This is a genomic window from Paenibacillus sp. FSL M8-0142 (genome assembly GCF_038597315.1).
GTDB lineage: Bacteria > Bacillota > Bacilli > Paenibacillales > Paenibacillaceae > Paenibacillus_AQ > Paenibacillus_AQ lactis.
The window spans coordinates 1003771-1028399 of the sequence record NZ_CP152008.1; the positions used below are offsets into that span (position 1 = coordinate 1003771).

Consider the following 24629-nt stretch of genomic DNA (forward strand, 5'->3'; position numbering starts at 1 on the left):
GCGGTTATACGCATTGCGTCTATATAATCGATAGTGGAAAATGTATTTGCAGAAGGACTGTTCTGATCCAAGGGATCGAGAGCAGTCCTTTTTTCAACTATCCATGCTTTGGTTGGTTCTCATGAGCGACATCGTGGGCCATGGCCGTCTTCTCCAGCTGGGCCCGGTGCGCGTGGGTCATATCGAACAGCAGCGGCCGGACCGGTTCACGGAATAGCCGAAGCTTGGCGGAGCTGCGATACCAATCATACCGCGGGATCGGGCCGGAGGGCGTGTCCTGCCACACGGATTCCAGCTCGGGGCTGTACAGGCGTTTCCCTGAAGGGAGCCACTCGGATTCCAACAGCACGCTGCTTTCCTTGCCGTTGTTAATGGCCGCCTGCTTGTCCGCGGTGAAGAGCGCCGGCCAGTATTCGGAGCGCGATCCCCGGTGCGGGGTGGACCGGGCGAAAGCGAGCGCACGACGGTGCACCTCCTCGTATCCGAAGAGCAGCCCGTAGAGCGATTTACCTGCTTTGATCCGAGCCGTCAGGCTGTCGAATTTGGGAAGGGTGAGCCCCGCAAGCGGCCGAAGCGGGAGCTTATTGCCTGCATCGGAAGGGGCTACGCCCCTGGTAAGGGCTGCTTCTTGCCCAAGGGGAAACAAAATTTGATTGAATCTCGCGAGCTCATGCAAACGAAAATACGGATGCTTCAGAACCCGGGACCGAAAATACGGGTCCTGGGCAACCCGGCCTTCAATGTAATTCTGTTCATTTAGGATGAGGGCAACGGCGAGCATAGCGCCGTGATCGGGTTCCCGCCAGAAATGCTGCCAGAAGGGGAGCATGAAGGCCGAGACATGAAAGCATGGCAGGAGATGAAACAGCGGCTCGCCCAGCTTCCGGCTGTGCATGTACAGCAGCAGCTGGGGGTAGGCGTCCTGAAAGATCAAGGCGTTGCATCGTTCTAGAAAACGGTACAGATTCACTTGAAATTCGGAATTCGTTAGATCCGACAGCAAGCCTCCTTGCAGGTCGCTCATGTTCCAGCCGGCATTTCGGGAGACCATATGGGCAAGAAAGGCCCAATGCAGCTCCGGAAAGGCTTCATAGCAGCTAAGGTAGGCCTGCGTGCGCGAGATGTTGCTCCGATTGGCATCCATGACGGTGCTTTGAATGGATTCCACTATTTCTTGTTCCCTGGCATTAAATCCGTCTACGGAATTCACGGCCCGAATAAAGGGCAAGCTCATGGCGGGTGGGCTCGCGTTCATTTTTATTTCCTTGTGCTGCCTGCGGGCGATACGCTTTAGCTCGGACCGGAGGCTTCGCGCTGCGACCGCATCCCAGCTCCAGTCCTTCCGGCCATCCCGGAGCTTGGAGGATATTTCCCAGGAGGTCACCCGTCCAGTCAAGGCTTCGACTGCGGCTTCCGCCAATGTGGACACCCATCTGCGTATGGATCCGGACCACGCCTGTTTGTCTTTTTCGCCTTGCTGCATCCCGTTCTCACCTGCCGTTAGTCGCTTGGTCATCTTGGCGATTGCTCTATCTTGGTATTGTCAGTATGTCACGAATATTTGACTTCCACTCCACATTTTGATTCACTAAAGTTGAACCATTTCGACGAAAAGGGGAGATCATCCATGGACAAAATCACTTCGGAAGCCGAATTTCAGGTTGCTATCCAGTCTCCGCGCTTGACTGTCGCAGTATTCAAAGCAGACTGGTGCGGTGATTGCAAGTTTATCGATCCATTCATGCCGGATGTTGAGCAGAAATTCTCGAACCAGCTGACCCTGGTAGAAGTTGACGTCGATGCTGTCGGCGATGTAAGCCAGCAGCAGAACATCCTCGGTATCCCTAGCTTCGTCGCCTATGCCGACGGACGGGAACTTGTCCGCTTCGTCAACAAATTCCGCAAATCCCGCGAGGAAATCGAAGATTTCCTGCAGCGTGCGGTGGATGTGTACGAAACGATTCATAAGTGAGCATAACGGGAATGATGCACAACGCACCGTCGCCTATGGATGATCCCTTGGCGGCGGTGTTGTTTTGGCAATAAGCTTCTCCTAATTTTGAACATTTTGTCACAATCGTTAAAGTGACCGTCGCGGCATAATCAGGTATAATGAAATTTAGACTGCAATAAGGAATCCGCTATTGATGGCGGATTGTTAAGAATATAGGCAGCAGGTGAGATTAGTGAATGATAAACAATTAAAATGGCTGAGTTACATAACATGCGCAGTCATGTTCTTCGCCACCTTCGGGGGCATGGTCGTTACCAAGACCGACTCCGGGCTTGGCTGTGGACAAGAGTGGCCGCTGTGTAACGGAAAGTTTATTCCCGCTTACACCGTCTCCTCCTTGATCGAATACTCGCACCGCGCTGTCAGCGGGATGGCCGGCTTGGCCGCCCTGGCTTCCTTGATCGCATTTTGGAGATACAAGCGTGACCGCAAGGATCTGATGGCTTATGTGGTCATGACATCGGTGTTCGTGATTGTACAAGCGATTATGGGAGCGCTCGCAGTCGTCAAGCCTCAGTCGGCGGCCGTGATGGCGCTGCATTTCGGCTTCTCGCTCATCGCATTCGCTAGCTCGGTTATGCTTGCGCTGGGCATGCGGAGGGTAGAGAAGGCGAAGATGCCGCTTGGATCGGAGCGGCTGCCCCGGGTCAGCAATGGTTTTCGCCGACTCGTCTGGGGGGCGACGATTTATACGTATATCGTGGTATATATCGGAGCATTCGTAAGCCACACCGACTCGAGAGAGGGGTGCTCCGGCTGGCCGCTCTGCAACGGGGAAGTTATTCCGGAGCTCGGCGGCGGCGTGGGCATTGCCTTCATGCACCGGGTGGCGGCTCTTCTGCTGCTTATAGTAGTAGCCGTAATGGGACATTTCGCTTATTGGCGAAACCGGGACAACCGCGAAATTCAGATGCTCGGAGTTTCGGCAACGGTGCTGTGCTTGCTGCAGATTTTCAGCGGCGCCATCATTATGGCCACGATGCACAATGACGAAGTCTATGTATTCTCCGCGCTTGGTCATACCCTTCTGATCTCTGCGCTGTTCGGCGTGCTCAGTTATTTGAGCGTGAGGGTATGGCAGCTAAGAGAATCGGCACCGGTCGAGCAGCAGGGCGAATTGGAGCTGCGCGGGGAGAAGATCGGCTAATTCCCGTCACTACAGTATGCAACATGGAACATTTTAATATTTGTGCAGGCGAAGTCCCCGAAGCGAAACATGCTCGAGGACTTTGTTGTACCCGAAGGAGTGGAGCACTTGATTTACCAGAATCTACGCCAATGGCTTGAAACGCTTCGCAAGGAAAATGATCTTGCTGTCATTGAAGCACCGGTGGATCCGTATCTGGAACTGGCTGAAATTCACCGGCGCGTGATCGAAGAGGGAGGACCTGCCCTGCTGTTTACCAATGTGAAAGGGACGCCTTTTCCAGTGGCAACGAATCTGTTCGGAACCGCGCGCCGGGTCGACATGGCATTCGGTCCGCGCCCGGAGCAGCTGATGAAATCGATCATCGGGGCAACCGATAAGCTGCTGCCGCCTACGTTTTCCGCGCTGTGGAATGAACGCGGGCTGTTTAAGGATATTTTAAAGGTAGGGATGAAATCCGTGCCTCAGCAAGAAGCGCCGGTGATGGGCGTCAAGGTGACGGAGAATCCGCTCAAGCAGCTACCGCGGTTGACCAGCTGGCAGGAGGACGGCGGACCGTTCATCACGCTGCCGCTCGTCTATACCGAGAGCCCATCGAAGCCGAAGGATCATAATCTGGGCATGTACCGGATTCAAATTTATGATGACTCGACCACCGGAATCCATTGGCAGATTCATAAGGGAGGCGGCTTTCACTACTTCGAGGCAGAGCAGCAGAATCAGCCGCTGCCGGTGTCCGTCTTTGTCGGCGGCCCACCTGCGCTGATTGCCTCCGCTATCGCACCGGTGCCGGAGCATCTGCCGGAGCTGCTGCTGGCTTCGCTGATCATGGGCGGCAAGCTGCCGATGACAGACAACCCGCTTGGCGGACACCGCATTCCGGCAGAGGCGGAATTCGCGATCAGCGGAATCGTGCCGCCGCATGAACGCCGCCTGGAGGGTCCTTTCGGCGATCACTACGGCTATTATTCCCTTGCGCATGACTTCCCGGTGCTTCATGTGAAGAATATGTGGCACCGCAAGGACGCTATTTATCCGGCAACGATCGTCGGAAAGCCGCGGCAAGAGGACTACTACCTGGGCGAGTTTTTGCAGCGCCTGCTGTCCCCGGCCTTCCCGATGGTGATGCCGTCGGTCCGCTCGCTATGGACCTATGCGGAAACCGGGTTCCATGCACTGACGGCAGCGGTCGTTCGGGAGAGCTATTCCCGCGAGGCGCTCGTCTCCGCGTTCCGGATTCTGGGCGAGGGTCAGCTGTCGCTCACCAAAATGCTGATGCTGACGAACCGGCCGCTGGACCTGTCGGATTTCAACGAGACGCTTGAAGCGGTGCTGGAACGATTTAATCCGGCAACGGATTTATTCATATTTAATAAAACCTCGCATGATACGCTGGATTATACGGGGCAGAAGCTGAATCACGGCAGCAAGGCCGTGCTGATGGGGATCGGGGAGCCGATCCGCGAGCTTCCGCGAAGCTATGATGAGGGGGATATTCCGGGAATTTCCCAGGCGGTCGCATATTGCGGCGGTTGCCTTGTCGTATCCGGGGCATCCTATGAGAAAGAACCTGAGCTGGCCCAGCGCGTCATGGAGTTCATGCATGCCCGCAGCACGAAATGGCCGATGGTGATTGTCGTTGATGATGCGAAGGCAACGTCAGCCACGCAAACTTCGTTCTTGTGGACGGTATTTACCCGCTTTAATCCCGCGACGGATATCTTCGCCGCCAGCGAGATCGAGCATCATCATCTGTCGTACAAGCTTCCGCTGGTCATCGATGCCCGCATGAAGCCCGGATACCCGGATGAGCTGTTCCCGCGGGAGGATATTGTAAAGACGGTGGATGCCCGCTGGAGCGAATATTTCGGCAAATGACCAGTCCATCCTCAAAGGGATCAGGGATATTTTGACGTAGGAGGTGCGGCCAATGCTTCGTTTGTTGCTTGGGGAACAACCGCGGCAGAATAACGGGCTGCTTGAAGAAGCGATCGAATCAATGGTCAAGACGAGCCAGCTGCTGAAGAAGGAAATGGAAAAAAATGAGGACCCGACGCATGACTTTCGCAAGCTTGAAATATGGACGCGCGGTTTGATCGTATCGCTCGATGAGCTGGAGCAGAGCTGGAATGCAGCGAAGCATTTCAGCCGGTCGGTCCATTCGGGCTTTGTGGATGACATGTCGATCGAGGAGCAGGGGGAATACCGGCGCTATGTTTATTTCTATAAGAACGGATTTATTCGGGTATTCTCAATCCTGGACAAGCTGGGGACAGTGCTGAACGATCTGTACGATCTCAACACCTCGAAGGTGAAGGAGCATTTCTCCTACTTCACCGTGCTTCGCCAGTTCAAGTTCCTGAAGGCGCACGGCGAGCTGTCCGCAGAGCTGGAGGCCATCAAGGAGCGCTATAAAACGCCGATGAACAAGCTGCGGAAACGGCGCAACACCGAGATTCATTACATGAATTCGGAAATGCAGGACGACCTGTGGCAGCGCCATCAGGGATTGTCGGAGCGAATCGAGCTGGAGGATATCGGGCAGCATTTGGACGAGCTGGAGCAAGGGCTTGAGATGGTGTGCCAAAGCCTGAGAGCATCCTACCGGTATACGAACCAAATGTGGGCGAAGAACGGGATCCGGGCTTGATAGAGCCGACCATGAAATTCCTTTTGACAAAAGGGCGAAAAAAAACTATACTAACAATTGCATTCATGAATATGATTTGAAAAACACATCAATATAACGAAAAAATTTCATATCGAGTTTTCTTATCGAGAGAGGCGGAGGGACAGGCCCGATGAAGCCCGGCAACCGGCTCCAGCGTTGATTGCAAGTGCAATGAACGCAAATGGAGTGACATGGTGCTAATTCCTTCAAAGCAGCGCGACGTAAAGGCTGCTTTGACAGATGAGAAAAGGCGTCGACTTTATGTAAAGAGAGCCCTTTTTGATTCTGCAAAAAGTGGCTCTTTTCTTTTGCGGGTAAATAGATATGAAACGTTAGCACGAAAAAAGGGGGATCACGGTTTGATTGAACTGAAGCAATTGACGAAGCAGTACGGAAAAGCCGGCCGAACGACCACAGCATTATCCGGATTGAATTTGTCGATTGAAAAAGGAGAAATATTCGGTGTCATCGGACATTCCGGGGCAGGCAAGAGCACGCTCATCCGCTGCATGAATTTGCTGGAACGTCCGACGTCCGGCGAGGTGTGGGTAGGCGGCGTCAACCTGACGAGCCTCGGAAAGAAGCAGCTGCAGGCGGAGCGGCGGAAGATCGGCATGATCTTTCAGCATTTCAATCTGCTGTCCTCTGCAACGGTCTATGACAACATCGCCTTTCCGCTTCGTCTGATCAAGACTTCGAAGGCGGAAATCGAGCGCAAGGTAAGCGAGCTGCTGAACCTGGTCGGCCTTGCGGAGCATCGGGACAAGTACCCGTCTCAGCTGTCGGGCGGCCAGAAGCAGCGGGTAGGAATCGCCAGGGCGCTTGCAAGCGACCCGGAGGTGCTGCTCTGCGACGAGGCGACCTCGGCCTTGGACCCTCAGACGACGGATTCTATCCTGCGGCTGCTGCTGGATATTAACAAGAAGTTTAACCTGACGATTGTGCTGATTACGCATGAGATGCATGTCATTCAGAGCATTTGCGACCGGGTGGCGGTCATTCACCAAGGCGGCATTGTAGAGCAGGGTCCGGTGACGGAAGTGTTCCTGAAGCCGAAGCATGAGGTTACGCGGGAGTTCATCCGTCAGGAGATGGACAACGGCGATGCATTGCGACTCGCGCTTCAAGGTCAAGACGGGGGTTCCTCGCAGGCGGTACAGATCACGTTCCTTGGGTCGAAGACGTACGAGTCGATCTTGTCGCATACGGTCCATGAGACCGGGGTTAACTTTGCGATCCTGCAGGGGACCATCTCAACGATCAAGGAAACGCCGTACGGGCAGCTGATCGTGCGGTTTGAAGGCAGCGAAGGCGCGATTGAAGACACGATCCGCAGACTGCTGGATCAAGGATTAGACGTGGAGGTGATTCATTGATGCTCGGACTGGATTTTTCTCAGGTGGATTGGAATGAGATTGGCACGGCGACGCTGGATACGCTGCGCATGCTGGGCGCTTCGGCCTTGTTCAGCTTCATTATCGGTCTCCCGATCGGGGTGCTGCTCTATATGGCTGCAAGATCAACGTCAGGCTTGGTTCGCTTCGGCTACTCCATCCTGTCGTTCATCGTGAACATTCTGCGGTCGGTTCCATTCATCATTCTGATCGTAGCCATGCTTCCGATTACGAAGTCGATCGTCGGCGTATCGTACGGCGTGCTCGGGACCATTCCTCCGCTTGTCGTCGGCGCGGCGCCGTTCTTCGCGAGACTTGTGGAGACGGCGCTGAACGAGGTGGATAAAGGCGTCATCGAAGCCGCCCACGCCATGGGCTCGTCCACCAGCCAGATCGTGTTTCGGGTACTGCTTCCGGAGGCACGCCCGGGTTTGCTGGCAAGCATGACCGTCACGATCGTGACACTCGTATCGTATACCGCGATGTCCGGCCAGGTTGGCGGCGGCGGTTTGGGGGATTTGGCGATCAAGTACGGTTACTACCGTTATGAGACGGAGATTATGATTTTGGCCGTTGTCTTGATGATTGTGCTGGTGCAGCTCCTGCAAATGGCGGGAGACCGGCTGGTGCGTCATTTTACAAGAAAATAACGGATTGCTGGAGCAACAAGGAAGACATCATATAGATAAACTATTTTCGGAGGGAGAGTTTTAGGATGAAAAAATGGGTATTGGCATTCATTAGTCTGACTTTGGTCGCGGTGCTGGCTGCTTGCGGCAGCAAGCCTGCGGATAACGCATCGGAGCCTGCGGATACAAACGGCGCTGGGGGACAGGAGAAGGTAACCATTAAGGTGGGGGCTTCGCCGGCACCGCATGCAAAGATTCTTGAGCATATCAAACCGGCGCTCGAAAAAGAAGGCGTGAATCTGGAAATTGTCGAATTCACCGATTACGTGCTGCCGAATACGAAGGTCGACTCCAAGGAGATCGACGCGAACTTCTTCCAGCATAAGCCGTATCTCGATAACGAGATCAAGGAGCGCGGATTGAAGCTGGAATCCGTTATTGCCGTACACGTTGAGCCGCTGGGCGCTTATTCCAGAACGATCAAGTCGGTCGACGAGCTGAAGGACGGCGCCGTGGTCGCCATTCCGAACGATCCGTCCAATGCGGGCCGTGCACTGACCCTGCTGTCCAAGAACGGCGTTATCAAGCTCGCGGACGAAACCAAGCTGGAAGCGACCGCGAAGGATATTACGGAAAATCCGAAAAACCTGGAGTTCAAAGAAGTGGAAGCTGCCATGCTGCCTCGCATGCTGGATGAGCTTGATCTTGCTGTCATCAACACGAACTATGCATTGGAAGCAGGCCTTGACCCAACGAAAGACGCGCTGTTTATCGAAGACAAGGATAACCCTTATGCGAACCTGCTGGTAGCTCGTCCGGACAACAAGGATTCGGAAGCTATCCAGAAGCTGGCGAAGGCACTGACTTCGGAAGATGTGAAGACATTTATTGAACAGGAATACAAAGGAGCCGTTATCCCGGCATTCTAATGTGCAGATGTAGGCAGGATGCCTACGGAAGCGGATCCGGCCCGGATTATGGTTAGACCGGTTAACTCCGGACAGAAGGATCTACTGAATACAACGAACTTTTCGTATGAAAGGGGCATCCCGACCATGCTGCGGCTTGTGCAGCTAATCGGGAGCTCCTTTCTTTTCTTTTGAGGAAAGAAAATGGCCGCTCATATCTTGCAGGATTCCGGTCTGTCCTCAAGTTGTGGGGAAACAGCAAATCTTTTATACTGAAGGAAGGCGATACTCGAAGGAGGGAAACCATTGAAGGGAAAAGTGGCGCTGATTACCGGCAGTGCGACAGGACTCGGAAAAATGACTGCGCTGTCGTTAGCACGGCAGGGATGCAGTATTGTTATAAATTATGTCAACAGCAAGAATGAAGCGGAGGCGCTCTCCCGCGAAATTGAGAGCTTCGGCGTTAAATCCATCGTGGTAAAGGCCAATATTGCAGACGAGTCCGAGCTGTATTCCCTAGTTGATCAGACGGAACGCGAGCTCGGCACCGTGGATATCCTGGTTAACAACGCGGGTCCTTTCATCCGGGAAAGGCGCCTGTTCTCGGAATACAGCCGGGATGAAATCGTACATATGGTGAACGGCAACCTGACCGGCGTCATGCTGCTTGACCACCGGGTGCTGCCGGCGATGAGGGAGAAGCGGTGGGGACGGATTATCCATTTCGGCTTCGGCCATGCCGGGGAAGCGCGCGCTTGGCCCCAGCGTGCCGCTTATGCGGCGGCCAAGGTGGGGCTCGTATCCTTCACGAAATCCTTGGCGGTCGAAGAGGCACCCTACGGCATTACCGTCAACATGATCTGCCCTGGCGACATCCGCGGGGCGAACAAGGAGAAGACGATCGACGAGGTGGCCGGCATCCATGACGGCATGACGCCGCGGGGACGCTCGGGCAGCGGCGAGGATATTGCAAGAGTGATTGAATATCTGTGCATGGATAAATCGGACTTCATTACAGGCAATATTATGGATATATCCGGCGGGCTGGATCCGATTCGTCCTTTGATCAAGCCGGAATAAGCACGCCTACCATACCGTAACAAAAAAGAGTCTTGGATCCCGAGGGGAGCCAAGACTCTTATACTAAACACAAGATTAAAATACTTGCACTACTTCTTGAATGCCTTCTACTTCCTCAACCAGGGCGCGTTCAATCCCTGCCTTCAAGGTGATGGTGGAGCTTGGGCAGCTGCCGCATGCACCCATCAATTTCAGCTTAACGATGCCGTCTTCAACGTCGACCAATTCCACGTCACCGCCATCGCGCTGCAGGAACGGACGAAGCTTATCAAGCACTTCAGCCACTTCATCGTATACAGTGGTTTGCGTGTTATCGCTCATCTTGTTCAACTCCTTTCCTCCCTATATTATAGTACATAAACCGGCAAATTAAAATGCCAATCTTAAGGCGGGGCTGTGACCGATGACCATCTATATTGAATTTTGCACAAGCAACTCCTATTTCGGAACGGATCAAGCATTGAAGAAGCTGGAAGGTCAATACGACTGCCAGGTGATCGAGTACGGCTGTCTGACCAGCTGCGGTCAATGCTATTTGATGCCCTTTGCGTATGTGGACGGCGACTGGGTGGAAGCGCCCACGGCGGAGGAGCTGTATGACAAGATATGCCGCCGGCTCGAAGCTTTGGCGGAAGGGAGGGAGCCCGAAGATTGAATCGGGCTCCCTGTCCGCTTTAATGAAGCAGGATCGATGAATCTATGATCCGCCTAGTAGTGGCGCTTGGATTTCCAGAGCACACCGCTCTTCAGAATCCGCGGCACGCGTCCGATGACGGAGGTATTGCCCATCAGTCCGAAGCCCGCATGCTTGCCGAGGGAGCCGAGGGTTCCCTTCAGCTTCAACGGCGATACCTTCGGCACATCATCGCGCCATAATGCCTTTATGACGTGGCCGACTTGTTCCGCCTGGGCGCCGGCAGCCTGGGCGCTCGGTACGAACGGAAGGCTCGCGCAGTCGCCGATGACATATACCTCCGGGTGGGAAGGAACCTGATAATACTGGTTCAGCAGCACGCGTCCGCTGCGGTCTTTTGGCAGATCGAGGTCCTGCACCACTTTTACAGGCTGGATGCCTGCCGTCCATACAGCCAGATCGGTGGCGATCGGCGTATCGAGATTATAGACGGCGTCCTTCTCCACTCTGGATACCGAGACCCCGCTATGGATCTCGACATGATGCTCCTCGAACCAGCGATGAATATAAGCGGACAACCGGTTAGGAAAAGAAGAAAGCACTCGCTGTCCCCGGTCCAGGATGGCGATATTGAGGTCAGGACGGCTTTCGCGAAGATCGGCCGCGAGCTCGATTCCGCTTAAGCCTCCGCCGATGATATGAACCTGGCTGTACGGCTTCAAATTGTTCAGCCGCAGATAGGTTTCCCGGGTTGCGGCGAACGACTGCAGGCTGTAGGTATATTCCTCCGCGCCCGGTACTCCGTGGTAACGATCCGTGCAGCCAAGCGCAATGGCGAGCTGATCGTATTCCACGGGATCCTGGTCCAATATGTTCACGCGCCGGTTCTCAAGATCAATCGATGTGACTTCACCGTACAGGATCTGAAGACGGTCATAAACCGGGAACTTAACACGAACGGCGGTATCGGCCACCGTGCCGGCTGCCAGCGCGTAGTATTCGGTCTTCAGTCCTTGGTAAGGCATGCGGTCGATGAGCACGACCTCCACGTCCGGGGGAAGATAGCCGCTGAATAATTCCTGAATTAAGGCAAGACCACCATAGCCTCCGCCGAGAATGACGAGCTTGTTCATAAAATTCTTCCTTTCTCAAGAGATAAGAATGAGAGATTGTTCGTAAGTGCCAGTCGCAAGAAAAACGCCGCTAGAAGCGGCTAGGGATCCCCACACTATAATATCTCTTTAACCTGTTTTCCGTTATTTCGAACGCTGATGCGGGTGCCGAAGTCTCCAGAAGGTTGGGGATTAGGCTGATCGATCGTTTATTCGTAAACCTTGATCTCGTTATAGAACGTGTCCCGTTCAACCGGGATGCGGCCTGCGCCTTGAATGAGCCATACGAGCTCTTTGCGCGTAAGGCCTTCCGGCGTCAGTGCCCCTGCAGCATGGCTGATCCGTTCCTTCAGAATCGTGCCGTGCACGTCCGAAGCGCCGAAGCTGAGCGATACCTGGGTCAACTGCGGGCCGATATTGATGAAATAGGCCTTGATGTGATCGATGTTATCCAGCATCAGCCGGCTGATCGCAATGGTCTTCAGATCCTCGTAGGCAGAGTTGCGGCGCATAATGCCGGCATTTTTACTCTTCGGCTGCATGGACAATGGAATGAAGACAAGGAAGCCGCCGGTTTCATCCTGCAGATCCCGAATCTGCATCATGTGCCGGATCCGGTCCTCATGGCTCTCGATCGCCCCGTACAGCATGGTGGTATGGGTCTTCATGCCGAGCTGGTGGGCGGTGCGGTGGACTTCAAGGTACTGGTCGACATTGGCTTTGTCCACCTTCATTTTCTGACGGTACTGGTCGGACAGGATCTCGGCTCCGCCGCCGGTGAGGGATTTGAGGCCCGCCTTCATGAGCTCTTCCAGCACTTCCTTCGTGCTCAGACCGCTGATGCGGGTGAAGAACTCGATCTCGGCTGCCGTGTAGGCCTTCAGGGTTACATCAGGGAAACGCTCGTTCAGCGCTTTGAGGGAATCGACATAATATTGGAACGGCACATGATTATTATGTCCGCCGACGATATGGAATTCGCGGATGCCCGGGTGGATATGCTGCTCGACGTATTCGATCATCTCGGGACCGGACAGCGTATAGGAGCCTTCCTCCCCCTGATCCTTTCTGAAATTGCAGAACGCGCAGCGGGATTCGCACACGTTCGTAAAGTAGAGGCTCATGTTCTCGATAAAATACACTTTCTTGCCGTTCTTGCGAAGATTCGCTTCATTGGCCAGCTGCCCGAGGGTCAGCAGGTCGTCCGTCTGGTACAGGTACACGCCGTCTTCGAGGTTGAGGCGCTCGCCGCTCCGTACCTTCTCGACGATCTCAGCCATTCTCCGATCGGTAAATGGTGTTATGATTGTGGACATACTTCCATCCTCCTGTTCACACTTCAGCTTCCGTGAAATCCGGCAGCTGAAATGATCATTAAGTAATCACTCCCCGCAGGGAACGGTCCGGTTCTCAAGGGTACAGCATCAACGTAACGATAGGGCTGAATAAAAACCAAACTTTGTGAAAAAATATACAACTGTAGACCGCCATAACCTTTTTCCCACGCGAGATGCGGGAGTGTGACAATAATCTGACAGTTGCCGCCCATGTTCCTCCCCTATTATAAACCTGACCCTCCGGGGTAGCAATACAAATAGACGAATTGGAAAAAGGGAATCCGCAGGAAGAAGCGGCGGGCATTTACGGCCTTGAGGGATTGAGGGAAGAGGAGTATACTTAAGAGTGAACGAAAAGGAGGGTGACCTAAATGATTACAATCAGCGACACAGCTGCAGAGCGTTTGAAAGAGATGCTGGCTGAGCAGGAAACACCGAATATGTTCCTTCGTTTGGGTGTCACGGCCGGCGGATGCAGCGGTTTTTCGTATGCGATGGGCTTTGACGACCAGGAGACGGAAGATGATGTATATATGAACGTTCAGGATATGAAGGTGGTTGTCGAGAAGGACAGCATGAAATATTTGAACGGTCTTGAAATTGACTTTGAGGAATCCGGCATGACCGGGGGCTTCACCATCCATAATCCGAACGCTACCGTCACTTGCGGCTGCGGCTCGTCCTTCCGCACGAGGGAAGATGCGGGTAAGCCAAGCGCTGAGCCTTGCTAAAACCGGAGTTTCGGCGTTAATGGATTTCGAATGTGTCGAACTGAGGGCTTGTGAAAGCATAGCCATGATTGTGGTTTGTACCGGTAAAAACGCAGTCCTCAATCGCGATATGGAATAATAACAATTCTGAGTAAGCTTTTTGGGATTGTGGATCACGACCTTCATGACGGTGAATAAACCGATATGGAGGTCGTTTTTAATGTCTCTGAAAACTCCTTTGTACAGTAAATGGATAATTATTTATTATATGGGTGAATGCGATTTTAATGGTTATACTGAAATCTATGGTTCAGCAAGTGCAAAAGAATTAAAAGATCTTCTGGAAAATAACCCTGAAATTTTAGTGATTGACACTGAAAATGGGGACCAGCTACCTCTAGGTCTTTTTTGGAAATATGAACATAGTAAGTAGGTGGTGAAAAAAATTAGATTTTCTTCATTGCAATATGCCTTCATTATTTTCTCAATGTTTGGGATCTGTTTTTTTATTAATGGTTTAATCATTCAGAATATTCTTGATCAAATTGTGAGTCACAAATTTAATATTGTAATTCAAGGAATATTCGCATCCTTCTTTGCACCTTTCTTGATTGGAGTTAAGGAGAAGCGAGTCACAATACTTAATTTTATCAAAATTGTTGTTTTAGTAATTCTAGTTCAACTAGTACTACCACTTGCTTCCTTTCAATTAATACGGCCGCTATATTCAAGATACGAAAGTATTTTTTATATGGTAGCAGAAATATTACCATTTTTTTGTATTTGAAATGAACTATGTAATTATGTCAATAGTAATTAATATTATTTCACTTTCTTTCGGCCTTTATATCGGTAGGAAACTAAACGGGGAGGCTCTATTGTAGAAACCGTATTCCTTCGATGGCCCATAAAAAATGCAGCTTTTCTTCATCGACGAAGAAAAAGCTGCATTTTTTTAGATAGCAGAAAAGTATAAACTTCGCGGAGTCAGCTTCCTGATATCGCGATGAAAAACTACCGCTAAACGAGGTCTGTCATCTTTGAATGTACGACGATAGACGTTTTTCTTATATTGCCCGCTCAAGCCGGGAAAAAGAACGTATCGTTCAGCATCAGCACAACCATCGCTGCTGCGACCAGCGAGAAGACGATACAGCCGGCTCCCAGGCCTCGGCGCTTATCCTTGATGAACCTGAAGCCCAGCACGAAGATAACAACCGTGACCGCTGCAAGGGCAAGCGACATGCCAATCATGGCAATCCAGTACAACACTTCAAACAAGCCAGCCAAAATGAAAATCCTCCTTGATCTAAAATCCCTATGTGTTATTAGTTATGGACATCCTGATGGTTTTACTATACGACAGAACACAGCATTTGGAAAGCGTACCGGTACAGACGACACGATAATGCCAAATTATTAGGCATACCGTCACGGACAATCATCCAAGAGGATACATGGCGGATCGAATACGATAACGTATGTCATGAATAAAAGGAGGCGAAAGCAGCATGGCGGGAAGACAGCTGGCCAGCAAGTGGCTCAAAACGGAGGCGCTGCTGACGGATCCGCAAGTTGCTCCCTACATTCCGGCTACGATGCCGTATGCAGCGGATACTCTGGTCTCAATGCTGGATGAGCACGGCATGGTTGTGATTAAGCCGATCGTAGGAACTGGAGGCAACGGCGTGATCCGGGTACTGCAAGACGGAACGGGTTACTTGATCACCCATAAGAGGCGTTCCGTTCATGTAAATACACAACAATCTATGCAGTATGTGTTGTCCAGAATGAGGCTCAGACGACGCTACATCATCCAACAAGGCATTCATCTGGCCAGTATTCAAGGCCGTCCGCTGGATTATCGGGTGAAAGTGGTCAAGGAAAGGGGCAGATGGGAATTCCGCGCGATGCTGGGGAGACTTGCAAGTCCGGGGCTGTTCGTCACGAATATTTGCAAGGGTGGATCACTGCTCCGGCTGCGTCATGCGCTTCGTTTATCCCTGCCGCACATCAATGCTTGGGAGAAGCGGAATGAAATGCGCCATCTGACCCGGCAGTGCATCGCCATTCTGGAAGCAAGATTTCCGGGGATCGGCGAGCTTGGCTTCGATTACGGGCTCGATCATGAAGGGAAGATTTGGATTCTTGAAGTGAATACAAGACCGGCCTAATAAATACGAAATTTTCCATATTATATCGTTTATACGAATTATTCATAGGGTAATAAAAAAATAACAATATATTATTGATTAAATTTTTTTATAGGAAGTTGTTCACGATCCTGTGTATAACAATTATCCCCATAATCCACTTTGATATGACCTCGTTTTTAACACTTACCAACAAATTATACACAGGATTTCCACAGAAGGTTGTGGATAAGCGAACAGTTGTTCCGTTTTTCTATGTCTGATATGATAGATTCAGGAAATTTGAGGAAGGGTGTGAGAGGGATGGCTATGTTGACGGATGAGATGCTGCTCGATTCCTATCATATGGCTGTTGAATTGAAGTTGGAGCGTGAGTTCATTACTCTACTGCTGGCCGAAATTCATAAACGGAACTTGGACACCAATTCCGGCAGCATCCTGCATTAATTCACATTTTTCGTATAAAGATCAGATAGATTACGACGCTGCATGCGTATAATGCGGGATGAAACAACCTGGTTCTACATATGTAGATCAACCGAATAGAAAAGGTATCTTCGATGGAAGGATCATCCCTTCTGATCAAAGATACCTTTTTTCTTGCTTTAAACACTGCTCTATTGCAGCAATTTCATAGATAGTAGATTCTTAGGCCGTGATTAAAGCTTCATGTTGCTGCTGTGGCCCGGAGCCAGTCTTGCTTCCGGATCGATGTATACTTTCGCGTTGTTGATCGCGGTAGGCGCCTCGCCGAAGCCGACGGCGATCAGCTTGACCTTGCCCGGATATGTCGTGATGTCGCCGGCCGCGAAAATGCCGGGAATGCTCGTCTCCATGCGGGAGTCGACGACGATGGAGTTGCTCTCGATCGCGATTCCCCATTCCGAAATCGGTCCAAGGGATGAAACGAAGCCGAAATTGACGATCACGTCATCCACTTCGATCTCCTGCGTTTCCTTCGTTTTGATGTGGGTCAGCGTCACCTTGCTGATCGTATCTTCACCGTGCAGCTCAGTGATCTCTGTAGGAGTAATGATATTCACCTTGGAAGCCATCAGCTGCTCGACGCTGTGCTCATGCGCGCGGAACTTGTCGCGGCGGTGAACCAGGGTCACCTGCTCGGCAATCGGTTCGATCATCAGCGCCCAGTCTACGGCCGAATCGCCGCCGCCGCTGATCAGCACCTTCTTGCCTTTGAAGCGGCTCAGATCGTTTACGAAATAGTGAAGATTGCTCTTCTCGTATTTCTCTGCGCCCTCGATCTCCAGCCGGCGGGGCTGGAATGCGCCGACGCCAGCCGTAATGATAACCGCCTTGGCGTGGTGCTCTCCGAGATTCGTCTTGACGACAAAGTGGCGTTCTTCCAGCTTTTCGACAGACTGGACCTTCTCCTCCAGGCGGATATCCGTGTTGAACAGATCCATCTGTTTGGACAGATTGTCCACAAGCTCCTGGGCCGTAACCTTCGGGAAGCCTGCCACATCATAAATATATTTCTCAGGATACAGCGCTGCCAGCTGGCCGCCAAGCTGAGGCATGCTCTCAATCAGCTTTACCGACGCTTGGCGCATCCCGCCGTAAAACGCAGCAAACATCCCTGCAGGTCCGCCGCCGATAATCAATAGGTCGGTCATGCTGTTGTCTTGTGGCGTCGTTGTCATGCGGTAAGCACCTCCGTTTATTAGGGTTCTATTCGAATCAGACAGACGATTGTCTAAGATTATGCTGATTCATGAATTCCCTAACTATTATAATCGTCACGACCCGGCATGAAAAGTCGAGAATTGAGCTAAAATACCTACACTTGCGATGATTGCGCTTACTTTACACGAGGGGGGATGCGATGCGGCGGGGGCCACATATTAACTGGCAAAAAAAACTTGATCTTTGCTTGCTTTATGCATATTATTAACGTGATAACTTGTGTTCATAGCAGGTTGACTGAATAGGACAGCATCTGGATAAACATCCGAATCCACCCGGGTTTTCGGGCCTGGACGAGCATGGACGGACACAGTCAGGTCAAATCGTGAAATGGGCTCTGATGAGGGGCTCTTCTCTTTTTTTGCATGCTTTTCACAAAATGTTAACAAGTAAACCATACTATATATATAAAGAGTCAAGCCGGAAGGAGCAGGAGAATGAGCAGCATACCGAAGATCGTAATCCTTGGTGCGGGTTACGGGGGCATATTGACAGCGCAGCGGCTGCAAAAAGAGCTGAATTATAATGAGGCCGACGTTACTTTGGTGAATCGACATGACTACCATTATATAACAACGCATTTACATATGCCGGCAGCAGGAACGGACAGCATCGAGAATACGCGGGTATCCATCTCGAAGCTGATCGACGAATTCAAGATCGATCTGGTGAAATCCTCGGTTCAAGAGATCCGACTTCATGATAAGAAGGTTATTCTTGAGGATGGCACCCTATCTTATGATTATCTCGTGATCGGACTCGGCGGCGAGCCGGAGACGTTCGGCATTCCAGGGCTTGCCGAGCATGCGATGACGATCCGGAGCATTAACTCGGTGCGGCTGATCCGGGAGCATATCGAGTATCAGTTTGCTTTGTATAAAAATGAACGCAGACCGCAGGAGCGCATTAACTTCGTCGTTGGCGGCGCGGGCTTCAGCGGCATCGAATTCGTCGCGGAGCTGGCTGACCGCATTCCGAAGCTGTGCAAGGAATATGACGTTGACCCGACGCTGGTGAACATTTACAACGTAGAGGCTGCGCCGTCCGCGCTGCCGGGCTTTGCGCCGGAGCTGGTCGATTACGCGATCCGCGTGCTGGAGAAGAAGGGAGTCACCTTCAAATTCGGCGTAGCCATTAAAGAGTGCCTGCCTGGCGCCGTCCTTCTGAACAACGGGGAAGAGATCCGTTCCCAAACCGTTGTGTGGACCGGCGGGATCCGGGGGAACCGCCTTGTTGAAGCGGCGGGCTTCGAGACGATGCGCGGCCGCGTCAAGGTGGACGAGTATTTGCGGGCTCCGGGATACGAGAACATTTATATTATCGGCGACAACTCGCTGATTTTTAATGATGAAGGCCGTCCTTATCCGCCTACCGCCCAGATTGCCATGCAGCAAGGCGTTTGCTGTGCGCAGAATATCGTGGCTTCGATCCGCGGCAAGGCGATGCGGAAGTTCGAATTCCATAACAAAGGCACAGTTGCCTCTCTCGGCAAGGGAGAAGGAATCGCCGTCGTCGGCGACAAGAAATATCAGGGCTGGAAGGCCGCTCAGCTCAAGAAGCTGGTGGATTTGCGATACCTCTTTATTATCGGCGGCATTCCGCTTGTCCTGAGAAAGGGAAGGTTTCTGTAAATGAGACACTGCAGCGTTCAGGTGCGGGGACTGCTCACGAGAGAGGAGCTGGACCGCTATAATGCATTGATGGAGGTCGGCTCCTATCTGGAATCGCAGGAACGCTACGACCTGGCGTATACGATCCAGCAGGAAGTGGATATTCTCATCCTTCCCGCCATTGAGCGACTGAAGGAAAAGGGGCGTGCCCGGGACCGGGCGACGGCCGAGTATTTGGAAAGCCTGAGTAAGCAGGAGCAGGAAGACGACGAGTAAGAGGGATGACGTCTTGGAGTGCCACGAAGCACATGAAGATTTTCATTCTGCATTCTAGTATAGACGATCGCTTTCTTGGTTCTAATCCCAAAAAAGGTGGAAGACATGCTCGAAGAGAGCACCTGTCCTCCACCTTTTTCGTTTAGGGAGCGGTCGGCTGAAGGAAAAATTGTCCCCAAACACAACAAGAGGGCCCCGCCAGATCAAAGATCTTTTGGGTAACCCTCTTAATTGTTGCAGCGAATGGCGACGTTTAAACCTTCATAAGCTCGGTAAACGAGGCTTGGTCCAGCAAGTTGCCGACATAGAACGGCCCGAACTCGCCAAAGCGTGCGCTGACTTCATCAAAACGCATTTCATAGACAAGCTTCTTGAACTGCAGCGCATCGTCCGCGAACAGGGTAACGCCCCACTCCCAGTCGTCAAAGCCGACGGAGCCGGTGATGATCTGCTTCACCTTGCCGGCATATCCGCGGCCGATCAGGCCATGGCTTTGCATCATCGATCGGCGCTCATCCATGCTCAGCATGTACCAGTTGTCCGACAAATCGCGCTTTTTGTTCATCGGGTAGAAGCAGATATGCTTTGCTTTCGGCAGGGATGGCTTCAAGCGGGCCACGACATGCGGATTTTGCATCGGATCCTCGTTCGAGGAGCCTGCCAAATAGTTGCTCAGCTCGACGATGCTTACGTAAGAGTAGGCTTTGGTTGTGAACTGAGCGAAGGTTGTTTTGTTAAAAGCATTCTCGATCGCGTTCAGTTCCTCCAGCGTCTCGCGCAGGTGCATGAACACAAAATCGGCCTTCTGACCGACAATCGTATATACGGCGGTGCTTCCCTGCTTGGCTTCGTCAACGGCAGCCCACTCCTCAAGGAAGCCGTTCAGCTCGTCCAGCGCAAAGGCGCGAACCTCATCGTCCGCGGCTTTCCAGGCGGACCAATTGATCGTGCGGAAATCATGCAGGGCATACCAGCCTTCAAGCGTCATTGCAGCTTCGTTCATGAGATCACTCCTAAACAATATGTTCGATAGCTCCCGAGCGGATCACCGCTTGCTATCATGACAACTCCCTACATTGTACTGTACACGCGGTCCGCAGAGCAAACGCGTCACAATTCATTCACGGATTGTTCGTTGATCTGTGACATTTTTTTTAGTAAACTAGCTATTAGCTGAAGCTGAGGCCTTGCTGTATCTTGCTGCACAGCAGCAACCTGATAGGCTGCTATGCGTAGGCGATAAAGAAGAGGTGAATAAGGCGACCATGCTTCAATTTATTCCTGTACTTGTACTGATGATTCTATTCTTTGTCATGATGTTCGGTATCGGCTTTATCCTTAATATGCTGATGAAGACGACCTGGTTTCCGTGCTTTTTGTTTGTCATCGTCATTCTGCCGGTCGTTGTATACAGCTTGTGGGATCGGAGTCAGACGCCGTTTTGGACTCACGTCGGATCATTCCAGCTGGTGGATTACCTGACCGGCGTTGCCGGACTGATCGGCGCTTATATGAGCGGATGGACGATCAAGACTTTGCGGATCAAAGGCTTTAAAATGTTTTAGAACATGCAGCAGCGATTTCATAGGAACATTTTACGCACATGCGGCATATCCGCTTCAAGGGATTTGAAGCAGGAGCAATAGGCGAATAGGATGATGGCGGCGGCTCTTCGATACTGGGGGCCGCCGCTTATTATTCGCTCTGAACGAATGAGGCGCTTGCATGGAATTCCAATATTTTTGATGCAAAAGAACCGACTTCCGATCCCTTGATTTGTGATAGAATAGAGGAAGTCTATTTTTGGGCGACAGGGGGAGCAACAGCGATGCGCATGACTAATTTTTTATATTTTACCGAGAATCACCGTTACTGCGTATACCGTGACTTCTGTTTGAGCAGCTTGGACGACAAGATGCTCGGCTCGATATATCAGCCGATGGTAGGCGCCTTTGCGATCAGTCTGTACCGTCTTTTCGTCCAGCATGTGCCGGCCGAGAAGGTCGGGTACTCGGCGATCGAACAGCAGCGGCGGCTGTTTCTGACGCTGGGGCTGGAGCCCAGTGAGAAAGGACGCCGGTATCTCATAGAGCAAACCTCCAAGCTGGAGGCGGTAGGCTTGCTGCAGACGAGCCGGATGTTCGTCCCCGAGACGGACGACTACATCTACGAGTATGAGCTGCAGGCTCCGCTCAGTCCTGCCGAATTTTTCAACACGCAGCATTTGACACTGCTGCTCCGCGATAAGGTCGGCAAATTCGCCGTACTGTCGCTCCGCGAGGAGCTGTGGAGCAAGGAGCCCCATGAATGGTCGGGCATTTCGCTGAACAAGGAGAACATTTCGGTTCCCTTCTATGATATTTTCGAATTGAATACCCATGTGATCGATTACGAATTGGAGCAGGCTCTGGAGGAGGTAGCGGTGTCCAGGCCGGCCTTGCCGCCGACCCCGCCGGGAGAAGGGCTCAATTATGCGGACATTATCCTCCGCTTCCCGCGCGAGTCCCGCAATCGGGTGTTCGTGGAGCGTCTCCGCTACGATCATGAGCAGATGGGGATCGTGAATTACGTGGTCCGCAAGTATGATCTCAGCGTTCAGGACCTGTGCCGTCTTCTGGACGAGGACGGAATCTTCACCGAGCACGGGGAAATTGTCCTGGACGATCTGCAGCACAAGGCGAGCCTTCATTTCCGCCAGGGAATGAAGCTTCAGGAGAAGAGGCAGATTACGGCCGGCAAGGTGGTAGCCCTGCATCAGGAATTGAATACGGATCCGGATAAGCCTGCCGAGGAGCATGCCGTGCAGATGGAGTATTACGTCGAGGTGCCTGCGCAGTTCCAGTCGAAGTGCGATATTCATCAATATAATATGATGCTGCGCAATGAGCCGTATACCCGGCTGCTGCAGACGTTCTTCCCGGGGGCCGTACCCGCGCAGTTCCTGGACATTTTCGAGAAGATCGACCTTAGTTACAAGCTGCCGGGCGAGGTCATCAACGTACTGATTCATTATTTGGTGTCGTTGATCGCCGTCGGCGGCGAGCAGCGGATCAACCGTAATTTCGTGGAGGCGATCGCTTCCAACATGCTGCTGAAGCAGGTTAACAGCTATGAGAAGGCTGTTCAATATATAAGGGACCAAGCCAAGATGAAAGGCAAGCAGAAGCAGGGCTCAACACGCACGCGTACATACGCTAGAAGCGGACAGGCGAAGCCCGAAATTCCGGTGGCGCTGGAGACCGATAAGGGCGAGGCGGTAACGGATGAAGAATTCGAAGAGATGATGAGGTTCGCTGCCGAGATGCAGGCCGGCAATAAGAAAGGCGTATAAGAACCAAAGATGCTATAGATGAAGGAGGGAGAGAGATGGAATCCCTTGGCGAGCTGCTGGAAAGTATGAAGAGCTCTGCGCTGCGGCGCAGAACGGCCGAGATTACGGAGGAGCTGCTGAAGAACCCGCTTATTCAGGCGATGCGTGCGGAATATCCGGAGATTGACGACCGGGTGCTGCGCATCAATTTAAGCAAGCTGTACCAGTATGCCGGCGATCAGGCCAACTGCAAGCAGTGTCCGGGACTGGACCGTTGCCCGAATGATTTCCAGGGACACTACAGCAAGCTGGATATTCAGCGGGTCAACGGAACGGTGGAGATTTATGAACGGAAAACGCCGTGCTCCCTGCAGGTTGCCAAAACGAATGAGGATCAGATCCGGAAGCGGATCCGCAGCTTCTATGTCGACGACAAAGCGCTGAATGAAGGCTATGACCATATGGAGATTATGGCCAAGGACCGGCTGAGAGCTCCCGGAGTTCATCAGGTGTTCAAGTATATTAAGGAGACGAAGGAGAATGGGCTGAGTCCCCGGGGATTGTATTTGACCGGATCCTTCGGCACCGGCAAGACTTATTTGATGGGCTATCTGCTCTATGAGCTGGCGATGGCGGGGTATTCGGGCGTAATCGTGTATATGCCTGATTTTGTAGAGGATCTGAAAACGATGATGCAGGACGGACCGAAGCTGAAGGAAATGGTCGAGACGATGAAGAACTGCGATCTGTTGATCTTCGACGATATCGGCGCCGAGAATTTAAGCCCTTGGGTACGGGATCATGTGCTGGGGTCGATTCTGAATTACCGGATGAACCGCAAGCCGACCTTCTACACGTCGAACTATCCGCTGGACGGACTCGAGCGGCACCTAAGCTTTACGAGCAAGGACGGGGAAGAGGCCCATAAGGGGCAGCGGCTGATGAACCGCATTGCACCGTTCGTGGACGTCGTTCATTTATACGGCGAGAATCAGAGGGGAAAATTCTAGGCAAGGCTGCTGCCTATAGAAATGTAAAAAAGCCTGATCCCTTTAGCGTCACAGGACGCGATGACAGGGATCAGGCTTTTCTTAGCGCAAGGAGCCGTCAATTAGCCGACCAAAAATTTGATAATGACGAATCCGAAGAAGATGATGGTCATGAAACCGAACATCCCAAGAAAGCCCATCATCAAATCGCTGAAATCATTGCGCGGTTCTTCATTGATGTGCTCCCGCGGATCGTTCATGCGCACGTTTACATCCATGGTGCTTGCCTCCTCAAAAAGGTGAACATTCCGTATGCACGGCTAAGACAGGTCACCCGACTTATTATTAGTAGTATACCCAATGTCCAAATCATTTGTAAAGATTGCATGAATATTCCGAGAATTCCCCTTTCTTTAGGTGAGTATATTTCACTTTTTCTTAAAGTTTGTGGTATACTAAAACCGTCGACGCATTCGACATTATGATTCGCGCTATATCTTGAAATTATCCTGTAAGGAGGAGTATACAATGGCTATCGTTAATGTTACCGATCAAACCTTCGCCAACGAAGTGGAAGGTCAAGGAACGGTTGTAGTTGATTTCTGGGCCCCATGGTGCGGTCCTTGTAAAATGCTCGCTCCGATTCTGGACGAATTGTCCCAAGAACTCGGCGACGATGTAAAAATCGCAAAGGTGAACGTGGATGAAAATCCGGAATCCGCAGCACGCTTCGGCGTTATGAGCATTCCGACGATGATTTTCTTTAAAGACGGCCAGCCTGTCGATAAAGTGGTAGGGCTTAACTCCAAAGAAGCCTTGAAAGGCATCATTGCGAAGCATCAATAATGCTTGATAAGCAAGTGCCGCTACCGCAATAAAGCTTCCATAAAGCGCCTTCGGTCAACAATCCGATAGGCGCTTTATGCGGTTTATCATCAGGATTTTGCAGCA

At 51.9% G+C, this 24629-nt stretch carries 27 protein-coding genes and 1 riboswitch; of the genes, 19 read left to right on the forward strand and 8 right to left on the reverse strand.

Translation table 11 applies throughout. From position 1 onward, the window contains the following. Positions 1-97: 97 nt before the first annotated feature. The gene (locus tag NSQ46_RS04565; RefSeq protein ID WP_342576370.1) at positions 98-1516 is read right to left on the reverse strand and encodes a DUF2515 family protein; all 1419 of its coding nucleotides are present in this window, start codon (positions 1514-1516) and stop codon (positions 98-100) included. A 111-nt stretch (positions 1517-1627) separates the two neighbouring features. Here NSQ46_RS04565 and NSQ46_RS04570 point away from each other — a divergent pair, with 111 nt between their 5' ends. The 8 genes from NSQ46_RS04570 (at position 1628) to NSQ46_RS04605 (ending at position 9843) form a co-directional block, all read left to right on the forward strand. Beyond that, positions 1628-1972: a thioredoxin family protein gene (locus NSQ46_RS04570; protein WP_007131978.1), complete on the forward strand. Its 345-nt coding sequence runs from the start codon at positions 1628-1630 to the stop codon at positions 1970-1972. A 214-nt stretch (positions 1973-2186) separates the two neighbouring features. Beyond that, positions 2187-3161 (forward strand): heme A synthase, encoded by a 975-nt coding sequence (locus NSQ46_RS04575; RefSeq protein ID WP_342576371.1) that lies wholly within the window; start codon positions 2187-2189, stop codon positions 3159-3161. Positions 3162-3269: 108 nt separating this feature from the next. After that, complete coding sequence (locus tag NSQ46_RS04580) at positions 3270-5039, forward strand: UbiD family decarboxylase (RefSeq protein WP_028404793.1); 1770 nt, start codon at positions 3270-3272, stop codon at positions 5037-5039. A 52-nt stretch (positions 5040-5091) separates the two neighbouring features. Continuing rightward, complete coding sequence (locus NSQ46_RS04585; protein ID WP_028404794.1) at positions 5092-5811, forward strand: Cthe_2314 family HEPN domain-containing protein; 720 nt, start codon at positions 5092-5094, stop codon at positions 5809-5811. 119 nt (positions 5812-5930) lie between these two features. Further along, positions 5931-6079, forward strand: a riboswitch (SAM riboswitch). A gap of 112 nt (positions 6080-6191) precedes the next feature. Further along, entirely contained in the window at positions 6192-7208 is a 1017-nt protein-coding gene (locus NSQ46_RS04590) for a methionine ABC transporter ATP-binding protein (RefSeq protein ID WP_342576372.1), read from the forward strand. Then, positions 7208-7876 carry a methionine ABC transporter permease gene (locus NSQ46_RS04595; protein ID WP_007131983.1) on the forward strand — a complete coding sequence of 223 codons (669 nt, stop codon included), beginning with the start codon at positions 7208-7210 and terminating at the stop codon, positions 7874-7876. Before NSQ46_RS04590 ends, NSQ46_RS04595 begins: the two co-directional genes overlap by 1 nt. Before the next feature lie 65 nt (positions 7877-7941). After that, a complete protein-coding gene (locus NSQ46_RS04600) occupies positions 7942-8784 on the forward strand; it encodes a MetQ/NlpA family ABC transporter substrate-binding protein (protein WP_077568088.1) in 843 nt (280 codons plus the stop codon). A 285-nt stretch (positions 8785-9069) separates the two neighbouring features. Then, entirely contained in the window at positions 9070-9843 is a 774-nt protein-coding gene (locus NSQ46_RS04605; protein WP_007131985.1) for an SDR family oxidoreductase, read from the forward strand. A gap of 75 nt (positions 9844-9918) precedes the next feature. Here the strand turns inward: NSQ46_RS04605 and NSQ46_RS04610 are convergent, their stop codons facing one another. Continuing rightward, positions 9919-10164: a NifU family protein gene (locus NSQ46_RS04610; protein ID WP_007131986.1), complete on the reverse strand. Its 246-nt coding sequence runs from the start codon at positions 10162-10164 to the stop codon at positions 9919-9921. A gap of 82 nt (positions 10165-10246) precedes the next feature. On the opposite strand from NSQ46_RS04610, the gene NSQ46_RS04615 reads away from it, so the two are divergent. Further along, a complete protein-coding gene (locus NSQ46_RS04615) occupies positions 10247-10498 on the forward strand; it encodes a YuzB family protein (protein WP_210094565.1) in 252 nt (83 codons plus the stop codon). 53 nt (positions 10499-10551) lie between these two features. On the opposite strand, the gene NSQ46_RS04620 is transcribed toward NSQ46_RS04615, so the two are convergent. Together NSQ46_RS04620 and mqnE are read right to left on the reverse strand one after the other, a co-directional pair. Then, positions 10552-11610, reverse strand: coding sequence for an FAD-dependent oxidoreductase (locus tag NSQ46_RS04620; RefSeq protein ID WP_251535659.1), 1059 nt, complete (start codon positions 11608-11610; stop codon positions 10552-10554). 188 nt (positions 11611-11798) lie between these two features. Then, positions 11799-12905, reverse strand: coding sequence for an aminofutalosine synthase MqnE (gene mqnE / locus NSQ46_RS04625; protein ID WP_007131989.1), 1107 nt, complete (start codon positions 12903-12905; stop codon positions 11799-11801). A gap of 392 nt (positions 12906-13297) precedes the next feature. Between mqnE and NSQ46_RS04630 the strand changes: the two genes are divergently transcribed. Together NSQ46_RS04630 and NSQ46_RS04635 are read left to right on the forward strand one after the other, a co-directional pair. Continuing rightward, complete coding sequence (locus tag NSQ46_RS04630; RefSeq protein ID WP_007131990.1) at positions 13298-13657, forward strand: iron-sulfur cluster assembly accessory protein; 360 nt, start codon at positions 13298-13300, stop codon at positions 13655-13657. A 199-nt stretch (positions 13658-13856) separates the two neighbouring features. Beyond that, positions 13857-14069: a hypothetical protein gene (locus tag NSQ46_RS04635; protein ID WP_341034947.1), complete on the forward strand. Its 213-nt coding sequence runs from the start codon at positions 13857-13859 to the stop codon at positions 14067-14069. A gap of 647 nt (positions 14070-14716) precedes the next feature. On the opposite strand, the gene NSQ46_RS04640 is transcribed toward NSQ46_RS04635, so the two are convergent. Beyond that, positions 14717-14926: a hypothetical protein gene (locus NSQ46_RS04640; protein ID WP_028404799.1), complete on the reverse strand. Its 210-nt coding sequence runs from the start codon at positions 14924-14926 to the stop codon at positions 14717-14719. Between the two features lie 221 nt (positions 14927-15147). On the opposite strand from NSQ46_RS04640, the gene NSQ46_RS04645 reads away from it, so the two are divergent. Together NSQ46_RS04645 and sda are read left to right on the forward strand one after the other, a co-directional pair. Then, a complete protein-coding gene (locus NSQ46_RS04645; RefSeq protein ID WP_028404800.1) occupies positions 15148-15810 on the forward strand; it encodes a YheC/YheD family protein in 663 nt (220 codons plus the stop codon). Positions 15811-16092: 282 nt separating this feature from the next. Beyond that, complete coding sequence (sda, locus tag NSQ46_RS04650; RefSeq protein WP_028404801.1) at positions 16093-16236, forward strand: sporulation histidine kinase inhibitor Sda; 144 nt, start codon at positions 16093-16095, stop codon at positions 16234-16236. Between the two features lie 212 nt (positions 16237-16448). Here sda and NSQ46_RS04655 read toward each other — a convergent pair whose 3' ends face one another. Beyond that, positions 16449-17450 (reverse strand): NAD(P)/FAD-dependent oxidoreductase, encoded by a 1002-nt coding sequence (locus tag NSQ46_RS04655; protein WP_007131994.1) that lies wholly within the window; start codon positions 17448-17450, stop codon positions 16449-16451. A 480-nt stretch (positions 17451-17930) separates the two neighbouring features. On the opposite strand from NSQ46_RS04655, the gene NSQ46_RS04660 reads away from it, so the two are divergent. Continuing rightward, positions 17931-19124 (forward strand): NAD(P)/FAD-dependent oxidoreductase, encoded by a 1194-nt coding sequence (locus NSQ46_RS04660; protein ID WP_210094562.1) that lies wholly within the window; start codon positions 17931-17933, stop codon positions 19122-19124. Continuing rightward, positions 19125-19379 (forward strand): hypothetical protein, encoded by a 255-nt coding sequence (locus NSQ46_RS04665; RefSeq protein WP_007131996.1) that lies wholly within the window; start codon positions 19125-19127, stop codon positions 19377-19379. A gap of 253 nt (positions 19380-19632) precedes the next feature. Here NSQ46_RS04665 and hemQ read toward each other — a convergent pair whose 3' ends face one another. Continuing rightward, positions 19633-20382 (reverse strand): hydrogen peroxide-dependent heme synthase, encoded by a 750-nt coding sequence (gene hemQ, locus NSQ46_RS04670; protein ID WP_007131997.1) that lies wholly within the window; start codon positions 20380-20382, stop codon positions 19633-19635. Positions 20383-20644: 262 nt separating this feature from the next. Here hemQ and NSQ46_RS04675 point away from each other — a divergent pair, with 262 nt between their 5' ends. The 3 genes from NSQ46_RS04675 (at position 20645) to dnaI (ending at position 23699) form a co-directional block, all read left to right on the forward strand. Further along, on the forward strand, positions 20645-20944 hold the full coding sequence (locus tag NSQ46_RS04675) for a YuiB family protein (protein ID WP_007131998.1): 300 nt from the start codon (positions 20645-20647) through the stop codon (positions 20942-20944). Between the two features lie 263 nt (positions 20945-21207). After that, entirely contained in the window at positions 21208-22710 is a 1503-nt protein-coding gene (locus NSQ46_RS04680) for a DnaD domain protein (RefSeq protein WP_210094561.1), read from the forward strand. A 35-nt stretch (positions 22711-22745) separates the two neighbouring features. Next, complete coding sequence (gene dnaI / locus NSQ46_RS04685) at positions 22746-23699, forward strand: primosomal protein DnaI (RefSeq protein ID WP_210094560.1); 954 nt, start codon at positions 22746-22748, stop codon at positions 23697-23699. A 101-nt stretch (positions 23700-23800) separates the two neighbouring features. On the opposite strand, the gene NSQ46_RS04690 is transcribed toward dnaI, so the two are convergent. After that, on the reverse strand, positions 23801-23956 hold the full coding sequence (locus tag NSQ46_RS04690; RefSeq protein WP_007132001.1) for a hypothetical protein: 156 nt from the start codon (positions 23954-23956) through the stop codon (positions 23801-23803). A 250-nt stretch (positions 23957-24206) separates the two neighbouring features. On the opposite strand from NSQ46_RS04690, the gene trxA reads away from it, so the two are divergent. After that, on the forward strand, positions 24207-24524 hold the full coding sequence (gene trxA, locus NSQ46_RS04695) for a thioredoxin (RefSeq protein WP_007132002.1): 318 nt from the start codon (positions 24207-24209) through the stop codon (positions 24522-24524). Positions 24525-24629 lie beyond the last annotated feature (105 nt).